The sequence below is a fragment of the Heliomicrobium undosum genome (genome assembly GCF_009877425.1).
Lineage (GTDB): Bacteria > Bacillota > Desulfitobacteriia > Heliobacteriales > Heliobacteriaceae > Heliomicrobium > Heliomicrobium undosum.
In genome coordinates this window covers 70,927-80,832 of record NZ_WXEY01000015.1, presented here as the reverse complement: position 1 = coordinate 80,832, position 9,906 = coordinate 70,927, and the positions used below count along the sequence as shown (strand labels likewise).

The 9,906-nt window shown below is 52.2% G+C and carries 9 protein-coding genes; all 9 read right to left on the bottom strand.

Annotated elements, in window-relative coordinates; translation table 11 throughout:
- Nucleotides 1–586: 586 nt before the first annotated feature.
- The 9 genes from GTO91_RS12785 to GTO91_RS12745 all read right to left on the bottom strand — a co-directional run bounded on the left by GTO91_RS12785 (nt 587) and on the right by GTO91_RS12745 (nt 9,891).
- On the bottom strand, nt 587–1,426 hold the full coding sequence (locus tag GTO91_RS12785; RefSeq protein WP_161259113.1) for an AAA family ATPase: 840 nt from the start codon (nt 1,424–1,426) through the stop codon (nt 587–589).
- Nucleotides 1,427–1,496: 70 nt separating this feature from the next.
- Nucleotides 1,497–2,723, bottom strand: coding sequence for an ISL3 family transposase (locus GTO91_RS12780; protein WP_161259112.1), 1,227 nt, complete (start codon nt 2,721–2,723; stop codon nt 1,497–1,499).
- A gap of 37 nt (nt 2,724–2,760) precedes the next feature.
- Nucleotides 2,761–2,943, bottom strand: coding sequence for an AAA family ATPase (locus GTO91_RS12775; RefSeq protein WP_235919581.1), 183 nt, complete (start codon nt 2,941–2,943; stop codon nt 2,761–2,763).
- A 218-nt stretch (nt 2,944–3,161) separates the two neighbouring features.
- Complete coding sequence (locus GTO91_RS12770; RefSeq protein WP_161259111.1) at nt 3,162–3,314, bottom strand: hypothetical protein; 153 nt, start codon at nt 3,312–3,314, stop codon at nt 3,162–3,164.
- A gap of 5 nt (nt 3,315–3,319) precedes the next feature.
- Nucleotides 3,320–3,829, bottom strand: coding sequence for a CBO0543 family protein (locus GTO91_RS12765; RefSeq protein WP_161259110.1), 510 nt, complete (start codon nt 3,827–3,829; stop codon nt 3,320–3,322).
- 90 nt (nt 3,830–3,919) lie between these two features.
- Nucleotides 3,920–5,674 carry a B12-binding domain-containing radical SAM protein gene (locus GTO91_RS12760; RefSeq protein ID WP_161259109.1) on the bottom strand — a complete coding sequence of 585 codons (1,755 nt, stop codon included), beginning with the start codon at nt 5,672–5,674 and terminating at the stop codon, nt 3,920–3,922.
- Between the two features lie 24 nt (nt 5,675–5,698).
- Nucleotides 5,699–7,462 (bottom strand): B12-binding domain-containing radical SAM protein, encoded by a 1,764-nt coding sequence (locus GTO91_RS12755; protein ID WP_161259108.1) that lies wholly within the window; start codon nt 7,460–7,462, stop codon nt 5,699–5,701.
- A 59-nt stretch (nt 7,463–7,521) separates the two neighbouring features.
- Nucleotides 7,522–9,420, bottom strand: coding sequence for a B12-binding domain-containing radical SAM protein (locus tag GTO91_RS12750; protein WP_161259107.1), 1,899 nt, complete (start codon nt 9,418–9,420; stop codon nt 7,522–7,524).
- 201 nt (nt 9,421–9,621) lie between these two features.
- Complete coding sequence (locus GTO91_RS12745; protein WP_161259106.1) at nt 9,622–9,891, bottom strand: Nif11-like leader peptide family natural product precursor; 270 nt, start codon at nt 9,889–9,891, stop codon at nt 9,622–9,624.
- Nucleotides 9,892–9,906: the final 15 nt, after the last annotated feature.

The window sequence follows — 9,906 nt, the reverse complement described above, 5'->3', positions numbered from 1 at the left end:
CTATAGGGGTTTGATTCCAAACTTAGCTTGTGTAGAAAACAAAACCGCCCTTTAACCAGGCGGTTTCTGTTTATTCAGGAAAAGTTCCGTTCTACAACCCGTCTTACCTTATAGGGCATTAATTTATTCCACCGCTCGCAATCTAATATTTGACAACTTGATATGTACGTTCGTTTCCATGGTTTATGTCCTTCCCTTTTCAATCGGGCAGACAGTCTGGATGTCACTGCGGGCAATAGTGATGTATCTATATTCAAACGTTCAAGAGCAATGAGTACGATATATATAAATTTTTTATTATCTCTATCCATCAAATGTAAATACGTGTAGCTGTCACGGCACTTTGGAACCAATATATCATCGACCAACTCATTGCTTCGTAGTATTTTCACATACCTCGTCAGTTCTTTCGGCGGAGTATTTGTGTTGCTAGGGTCCTTAACCTCAATTAGATATATAGTATCAGCGGTTTCTACCACAAAATCCACAAATTTCATTTTTTTGGGATGTTCCTGCCCAGGCTCGTCTAGTTTTTCGACAGACAAAGCGCCGGTAAAGTCAAATTCTAACTGTACTTCCCTTATAATCAATCAGGTTCTCCCCCTAGAGACTTTTGAACCTCCCGGTCATAGAGATCCAAATATTTGTCCAAAATCGCGTTTTCATCGAGAAGATGGTAGTCGCTGGTAGTAGATACGTAGACCGATCCTCGCTCGTCCTTTCGGAAAAATGAATGGTAAAGGATTTTATCTTCCTTTGTTCGTTGCAACTCAAACTCCTTGAGCGTCACATAATCATGGGTCGCTACAAACACCTGTACACCAGATCGTTGGAGTTCAATTAAAATCTCAACGACAACCCGTACCATTTGTGGATTTAAATTCGCCTCTGGTTCATCCCAAAATATCACGGAACCTTTCAGCAATGTTTCGTTTTGTATCAGAAGCCAAAGTAGCGCTAACTTCCGCAATCCTTCTGCAAGCAGGGTAAACTCCAACATACCTTGATCGTTATTTAAGAAAAAAGTCTCTCCTTTTGTAATAACGTTTCCAGCTAATACATTTTCCAATTTTTTGAGCAGATTCGCCCGGTTCTCTTCCAAAGGTCCTCTTTTTGGCGGCAAATAGGCGCGGTCGATGATGTCGGAATACACTTCTTCAAAATGGATCAGTCGTTCCGAGTAAAGCGAACGAAACCCCGGCGCATTCGCCAACATTTCTTTCACTGGAATATAGGCGCATTTAATTTTATTCTTTTTCCACTTTTCTTCATTTAAATCAATCGGCGTATTCTTTGAATGATTGCTAAAGGAAAGGCTAATTTGTTCCTTTTCGGAGGATAATACTATTCTAGCTCGGGTAGACTTATTATTTCTGCGCACCAATCTACCAATTCTATATTCATATGGTAGGAAGATTCTAATCATTTTATCGATATAGCTTTCAAGTGGCTCTTCGCTGTTTTGTGTGGGTAAAAATTCGGTTGCTGAAAATGTATCAACTCCTAGCTGGAGCTACGCTTATATCTAAACCACCAGCTACAAGGTATATAATGGCAATGAAGTTGCGAACGGAACGATATCCTCGGGCTTTACGCTTGGCTGCCTGAATTAAACTATTGATCCCTTCGTGCAATCCATTAGTAATGTTAGAGACAAACCACCGCAGGATTCCTGTGTAGTGTCGCTTCATGGTGTACGCGACTGTTTTTATGGGTTCTAACCGACTATGGGTTGCCCAGAAGTACCACTTTTTGAGAAACATCGGTGCGTCCATTGGATCTTTTTCGTACATTTCCTGAAAGGTGAGTCTAAGCTGATAGGCCCGAGCCGTTTTCGAGTGTCGTTGTGAAAGCACATCGTCCATGACTGCTTTTTGCTTCATCGTTAAGTTCTTTTTATTTTTTAGCCAGATATAGCGATTTCCTTTTAATTCCGGCATCGTTTTTTGTTCTTCTCTACGAACTTGATCCACAGCTTCGTTTAGTAGCTTGATGACATGGAATTTGTCAAAGGTGATCGCGGATTCTGGAAGATGCTTTTCCACCCCTGAAATAAAGGCAGGGGACATATCCATACAAACATCGGTGATGTTCTCGGAACAACCACCGTGAGATTGAAGGTCTTCGATAAACTTCGGCAACACATCGGCGCCTTTTCCCTCTGTAGCAAAAATCACCCGTCTAGACACAGCGTCCATGATTAGCGACACGTACTTATGACCTTTCGCTCGGGCCGTTTCGTCGACGCTAATCTTTTCAACTGTAGACAGGTCTTCTCTTCGGCGTGCTTTGTGAACGTAATGATGCAGGATTCTCCAGAGTAGCGAATCATGCTCATGAACGATGCGAGCAGCCGACCTAACAGGCATTTCTCTGACGAGTGTCATGACATAGGCCTCAAAAAGCAAAGTAAATCCGCTTCCCGGACGACTCCAAGGTACGGATACCTGATGAACTTTCCCGCATCGCGGGCATTTTGTTCGGGGTACACGCGCATGAATAAAGGTTTTGTGCTGAAAGAAATTCAGATGTCGCCAAACCCTTTCCTTTGAATCGTGGACTTTGCATCCGGCTTCAGCACAAGCCGTGCAAGCAAATTCACTCCCCGGCAGGAAGTCAATGGTAATATGGAGTTCTTGTACCTCGGCATTAAATCGGGTTTCAGACACATACCAGGGTGGTGTTAAGCCGAGGGCTAATTGAAATAAATCAGTGTTGTTCATACTGCCATTTTAACATCTCTACTATTGCCAACCCACACTAAATAGCGAGGAACCTTTCAAGTTTACCGGTAATAGCTCCAGCAGCGTATAAAGCCTTCATAATATGGGTTTTTCCAGTGCCATTTCTACCTATAAATACATTAATCCCCGGGGAAAAAGATAGGTCAATATTATCAAAAGCGGAAAAATTATCTGCCTGAAGGCGTGTAAAAGTGCTCATCCTCAATCCCCCTGTATTTACCCGGTTGACGGCGATTCAGGTAACCCTATATGTGACTAAGTTAACCATTGTCTTTACTTATTTTCGCCAATTCTTTCCCCTATCCTTCTAAAAGTGTTTGCTCAGCAATCATTCTCCATCACATTCTCTAATCGGAAAATGAAAAAAAGCCGGGCATCGCCCTAGCTGTCTTTCTGGAAATCTCTTTCCGGTGTGTCTCAACTCTCTCCGTCCTTTTTCGCGATCTGAGCGAGGAGATCGTACCAGCCCTTCTGCATTTCCCAGGGAATCGCCGTCTGCGCGTCCAAGGTCGCCTCCAAACTGTCGCCTGCTTCACCGGCGATGAGTTGGGGGCGTTTTTCGTCTTGCATCCCGTTCACCTCCTGGGTCTAGGATGCTCAGACACGGGCACAGCCTTGCTGGTAAAATCGCCTCGAAACCACCGGTAGAAGTAGCGGGAAGCCAAAAAGGTCAGGAATAATGTGATCCAACTCCAATGCCAGCCCCAGTGAATGTACTTGATGAGGTTTGTATACTTTTGCAGGAATGCCTCGAATATCGTAATACCCGTGGTATAGACAAAGTAATGAATTGCTTTTCTGATTAAGCTGCCATGTTCCGGATAGTATAGGTTGAACAACACACAGAGACCGGGGTAAATGTAGAATTCGAAAGTAAAGCTGGTTTGAATGGCATTCGCGAATAAGCGTACAGGATAGACGATCATGTTCCACTGTACGACCAGGATGCCGAATAACCATGTGATAAACTGTTTAAAGAAAAAAATCACGATGGAGTCTCGCAGCTTTTCCTTCGAGACGAACATAATCAGGGCCACAGTCATGACCAACCAGGCGGCGGCTTCGATTATTTTTTCGATCGACATGGGGGACCTCCAAAAAGACGAACTCGTTAGGTGAGTATTCCCTATGCCTTTGGAAATTACTCGGAACGAGTTCGAAAAGCAGGCCCCTTTTTACTCAGGTAAAAAGACGATCCAATGGCGTTGCGCAAACTCCTCGAAGAGGCGCCGGAGACTGTGCCCCTCGATCATTCCTTTGGGGTGTCGTTCTGCTAACAACCCCGCAATATGACAGCAACACAACGTACCGCCGCATAACTGAAGCAACTCGTATTCCAGTGGCGTCAGCATTCGACCTTCCAAGACCGGCCGGCCTTCGAACCATTGGAGGGCTTCGTCCAGATCAAAGACACGACTGGGGTAAGCCATCTCCCTTTCGCCCCTGGAAAGGTCGTTCCACTCCTTCGCTTTGCCCGTTGTCAAGAGAGAGTAATAGGCATTCGTCAAAGGGTCCTTGTTAAAAGCGAATTTGAACCAAGTGCTGGTCACGCCGTAGCGGTGGGCCAAGGTAAAGTGTTGGCGGATGCGCCCATGGGGCACCTGCCCGCTCGCGAACAGTTCCTTCATTGTATCGAAGTTCCTTTGGACGAACCGGTATCGCCATCGGCTGACCTCGTTCACCGACAGATGCGCCGTTTCCGTTACGGGATAATCCTCCAATGATGTATAGGACTCGGCGTCAATGAGGGTGAGTCTGAACCTTGCGGGGCAGTTTGTGATGGCCGTGTTCGGCAGGGGAATCACGAAGGTCGTCGACAGATCGAGCATCCCCGGCGCCATGCGGTGCAGTCCCTCCGCATAAGCCGCCGTCATCTCCAGGGTGACCTCCGAATCATGGGCGCCGCCGATGATAAAATTGCCCGCCAACTGTGGCAGCGACGCCTCGTAACAGCGCCGGACCACCTCCTCTATCTGGTCGACGGTGGCCTGCTTGCCATAGGCTTCCAAGGCGGGCTGCCATCCCGATTCCATACCGATCTGCATGCGGGCCATCCCCGCTTCCACCATCATCGGTATCAACTGAGGATGCCGGGCAAGGACTGCGGCGTGACCCTCACAAAACCATACAAAGTCCCATCTCTGGCGCAACGCTGCCAAGGCTTCGCAAAAATGAGCCGTCCGGTCCGCATTGACCGTGAAGGTGTCATCGACGAACCATACATACTTTACCTGCGGGTTTTCCTCCAAACCCAGGCGGATCTCCTCCACCACCGTCTCCACCCGGCGCATGCGCAGGTTTTTCGTATTGCCCCCCTCATAGCAGAAGGCGCAGCGGAAGGGACAGCCCCGCGCCGACAGCACAGACAGGTTGTATTTTGCGTCCCTGCCTAGCAGGTGGGCCGTTCGGGGAAAGGGCAGTCGATCCAGATCGGTCAGCAAGGGCCGCGCTCCCGTCTCCACCAGTTTTCCGGCCTCATCGAGATACAAAACCCCTCGGATCGTGTCCAGGCTTCCTTGACCATGGCGCATCCATTCCATAATCTCGTATAAGGGCTCTTCTCCGTCCCCCCGGACGAGGAAGCTGCATTGGGAACGCTCCAAGAACTCTCGCCCGAGGTGGATCGCCTGGGGGCCGCCCACCACCACGGGGACGCCAAACCGCTCCCGCAGATGGCGGCTCATGGCCTCCACCGACGATTGATTGTCATAGTCGCAATAAAAACCGACAACATCGGGACGAGCGCTTCGCCACTCCTTTTGGAAGCAGGCCATCGCATCGGTGGTGATGCCCGTAAAAACCCGCGCCTTGTAGCCTCGTTCCTCCAGGTAGGCGGCAAGGGTCATCAGCCCCAGGTTATCCAAAAATTCAAAGGTGCGCTTGTAGATCATCCGCTGGACATACAGCAGCAGGATGTAGGGCCGCTTCATGGCTGATCTCCTTTCGCGGCAAGATTACATAGGGGCATAGATCATCCAAAAGCGTTCTTCAAAACTGCGCAGGATGAGATCAGCCATGGTCTCAAAGTCGTCTCGGTTTTCGAACCGTTCGCCGAAAACCTCGTATCCCCGGTCTACTACCTCGCCCCGGGTCAGTTTGCCGCTGCACAACTGGAGCAGTTCATGTTCCAGCGGCGACAAGACAAAGCCATCCAACTGCGGATACCCCTGTGTATAGGAAAGGGTACTCCATAAATGGAACACCCGCTGCGGATGCCAGCGATGCAACTCTCCCGAGGGAATCTCCGCGGAACGGCGCGCCCCCGCCTGCGCCAGCAGTTGATAATAGCGGTGCTTGATCGGATAGGCGCTGAAGATATTCATCAGCCAGCGCGAGTACACCCTGTACTGATAAAACAATCGATAGATGGTCAGGATGGTTTCGTGGGGCACCTCGCCCTGCCCATACAACCGATGCATCCTATCGACGATGCGCCGGTTCAACTGATTGCGCGCCTTGAACATCTCCGTCCAGGGAATCTCATCTGTCTCAGACAGCGGAATGTCTTCTAAGGCATGGGCCTCCCGCTCTCGCAGGAAGCGGATGCCAAAACGCGCCGGCTCGCGGGTGATCGCCGTATTGGGAAAGGGCATCAGGAAGAATCCCACAGACTCAAACCGGCCGGGGGCGGCCTCGGACAACCGGCGGATCAAGTCAAAATCCTCTTCTAGCGTTTCGGCGCTCTCCAATGGGCCGCCGACAATGATATTTCCGGTGATCTGCGGTATGCCGACCTTCACGGCCTCCCGGACCACCTCTTCGATCATCCTGCGATTCGTCTGTTTGCGGTAGCAGCCCAACACCTTGTCCGATCCCGATTCGATGCCGATAAACAGCTTGACCAGACCGGCGTCAGCCATCTGCTTCATGACATGGGGCCATTTGTGCAAGGTCTGAACATGACCCTCGCAGAACCAGACGAAGTCCCGCTGTTTCCGCATTTCCGCCAGACCGCGGCAAAAGGCCTCGACCCGCTCCGGTTGTAGGGTAAAGGTATCATCAATGAAGGAAATATACCTGCACTGGCGATGGCGCTCCAGATGGGCGGCGATCTCGTCCAGCACGTTTTGCACACTGCGAAAGCGCACCAACTGGCTGTTGTATCCCTCATAACAGAAGGCGCAGCGGTAAGGGCAGCCTCGGCCCGTCATGATGGGGATGACGTTCCATGTGTCGTGATCCTGCTCCAACCGGAAATCAGGCCAGGGCAGGGCGTCTAAATCTTCGATGACTTGCCGATCCGGCGTGATGATCAGCCGCCCCTCCCCGTCGAGAAAGGTCAGACCCTCGATCTCCTCACGTTTGCGCGCCCCTCCCAGATAATCCCTCAACAATTCCAGGAGGGCATACTCCCCATCGCCGCGCACGACAGCATCACAGCCCGATTGCGTGAGAAAATCCTCATCGATGCCTGTCGCCTGGGGGCCGCCCACAAAGACGGGGATCCCCCACTGCGCCTTGACCATCCGGGAAAAACTCGTCACCAAGGTGATGTTTTCATAGTCACAATAAAAGCCGATGCTGCGGGCGCCCCCTTGGGCCATGGTTGCCCCGATCCACTCCTCCGCCTCATGGGCAAAGCCGCGAAACAGGTTCACCCGGTATCCTTTTTCCCGTAAAAAGACCGTCAACAGGTTGATGCCGATGTTGATGTCCCCTGCCACCGATGCCTTGTACTCCCGGTGCGCGTTGACAAGCAAGAGGTCGTAGGCCGCCAATTTGGTCACCTCCGTGAGAATCGAGCGATCGCCGGGTTCGCCCTGGCAAGCCGCAGCCATTAGAGCGGCGCATAGACCAGCCAATAGCGCTCTTCAAAGGAAAGCAGAATTTTTCCGGCCACCGCATTGAAATCGTCAACCCCGTCAAAGCGGTCTCCAAACTGCTCGTAGACCCGCTCCAAGGCCTCTTTTCGAGTCAATTTCCCGGTGGCGTAGAGGAGCAAGGCATATTCCAGGGGCGATAAGACATACCCGCCGATCTGCGGGTAGCCCCGGCTTTCGTCTACAACAGTCCAAAGCTCGATCACACGCTGGGGACGCCAGTGATCGAGTTCCTCCGGAGAAATCGCTGTCGACGGACGGGCTGCGCCACGGTCCAGCATGGTGGAATAATTACGCTCGAAAGGGTTTTTCGCTATGTTTGAAACGAGATCGTCATGATTGGGCTGTATTTGCCTCCGGTAGATCAACTGCAGCCAGTTGCTCTCGATGCCGTACAAGTCCTTTAATCGAAAATCGAGGGCAACCCGCTCCTCGGGGATTTTCCCTTCCGAATACAGCCCATTCATCACGGTCAGCACATGACGGGTAAACTCCATGCGCATGGCCGTGATCTCCCAGCGCGTCAGGCTTTCCGTCTCCACGACGGCGATATCGCCGATGGAAGTCAGGCACTCTCTGTCTAATAGGCGCAACCCAAAGGCTCCGGGGTCTTCGGAGATCGCCGTATTCGGCAAGGGAATAAAAAAGGTAGATGTGATATCCACCATGCCTGGCCCCAATTCCAACAAGCCTTGGGCAAAACGCTTCGTATCTTCGAAGGTCTCCCTGCTTTCAGCGGCGCCGCCGACAATGATATTGCCCGTCAGTTGGGGCAGGCCCTTCTCCATGGCCAGGCGGACGACCTTCTCGATCTCCTCTTTCCCCGCCTGCTTGCGGTAGAGGGCGAGGACCTCGGCAGAACCGGACTCGATGCCGATCTGCATGCGAACGAGTCCGGCTTCGATCATCATCTCCAGCATGTCCGGCCATCGGATCAAGGTGCTGGGGTGGCATTCGCAAAACCAGACAAAGTCATGTTCTTTTCTCAACTCCGTCAAGGCGCGGCTGAACTCGGCCATCCGCCGGGGGTCGAGGGTAAAGGTGTCATCGGCGAACCAGATGTACCGGATCGATGGCCGGTGCGCCAGGGCCTGGCGGATTTCGCCGATCACATGGTCCACTGACCGCAGGCGCACTTTGCCGGGCACACTTCCTTCGTAGCAAAAAGCGCAATGAAAGGGACATCCCCTCCCTGAGAGAACGGCCAGGTTTTTGCTGTTGCGGCGCGATGTGCGGGCCTCCCAAGACTTCAAGATCGGCAGACGGTCCAAGTCCCTCAAGGGGGGCCCCGGCGGATTGCTCGCCCATTCTCCCTGTGTGTCGACGTAAGCAAGTCCGGGAATCTCCTTCAGGGACCCCTCACCGTGGAGGAAAAACTCTAACAGTCGGTGCAGGGGATGCTCCCCTTCGCCGCGCACCACCCCGTCACAGCGGGAGCGCATGACGAACCCTTTGCCCAACGCCACCGCTTGCGGACCGCCGATAAAAACCCGGATCGGCCAAATTTCCTTCACCTTGCGGGAGAAACTCTCCACGGCAGACTGGTTTTCAAAATCGCAATAAAGACCCAGGGCATCCAACCCGTTCTGCCCCATCTCCGCCTGGACCGCCTCCCAGGCATCATGAAGCGGGCCCGAGTAGACCTGCGCGGCATAACCCCTTTCTTCGACAAAAGCGGCCAGGCAACCTAAACCGAGCGGCTCCGTGATTTCATGGAGATTCCCGACCCCTAGCCGTTGCATGTACAGGAGCATGATCCGTCCCCGAACAGGCTTTTGCCCGCTTTCTCGCCTTTCCAGTCTCTCCCCCCTTTCCCGCCTTTCTGTCTTGCCTTGTTCGAACCGGCCTTGTTCCATCGTTACTACTCCTTTCCCTTCACAGGGACATTCCATTTCCCGCCTCAGGGGCGTACTGGAAGATGAGCCCGCCGGGCATTTCGTTCACCACCCAACCGGCATGATAGGATGACGCCGAGGATGGCGCACGGGATGGCGCTGGGAAAAGACGGAGCCGGAATCATTCCGGCTCCGTCTTCTCGTCCTTGGCCTTCAACAGGATCAGCCGCTGGAGGTTTTGACGCCGACAAAGGCGTAGTCGATGCCGACGAAGGTCAAACCGACACCTTGGTCAGGGCCGTCGCCGGACACGGGGGCTTGCGCCTGATAGGCAGCCGTGGCAGCCTTGAATTCCTCCATCGTCACATCGTAGCCCAGCTTTTTGGCGGCGGCGAGAAAGGCTTCTTCGTGGTTCGCATCGGCGAAAGAGTTGATCAGATCGGGGGAATTGTTGATTTTCGCAACCAGGGCTTCCGCATCTTGTTTGCTCATGTTATCACCTCCTTT

What these genes read in the sequence shown, in the direction of transcription:
- GTO91_RS12785 (WP_161259113.1), bottom strand. Translation starts at nt 1,426, where the DNA reads ATGATTAGAATCTTCCTACCATATGAATATAGAATTGGTAGATTGGTG.
- GTO91_RS12780 (WP_161259112.1), bottom strand. Translation starts at nt 2,723, where the DNA reads ATGAACAACACTGATTTATTTCAATTAGCCCTCGGCTTAACACCACCC.
- GTO91_RS12775 (WP_235919581.1), bottom strand. Translation starts at nt 2,943, where the DNA reads ATGAGCACTTTTACACGCCTTCAGGCAGATAATTTTTCCGCTTTTGAT.
- GTO91_RS12770 (WP_161259111.1), bottom strand. Translation starts at nt 3,314, where the DNA reads ATGCAAGACGAAAAACGCCCCCAACTCATCGCCGGTGAAGCAGGCGAC.
- GTO91_RS12765 (WP_161259110.1), bottom strand. Translation starts at nt 3,829, where the DNA reads ATGTCGATCGAAAAAATAATCGAAGCCGCCGCCTGGTTGGTCATGACT.
- GTO91_RS12760 (WP_161259109.1), bottom strand. Translation starts at nt 5,674, where the DNA reads ATGAAGCGGCCCTACATCCTGCTGCTGTATGTCCAGCGGATGATCTAC.
- GTO91_RS12750 (WP_161259107.1), bottom strand. Translation starts at nt 9,420, where the DNA reads ATGGAACAAGGCCGGTTCGAACAAGGCAAGACAGAAAGGCGGGAAAGG.
- GTO91_RS12745 (WP_161259106.1), bottom strand. Translation starts at nt 9,891, where the DNA reads ATGAGCAAACAAGATGCGGAAGCCCTGGTTGCGAAAATCAACAATTCC.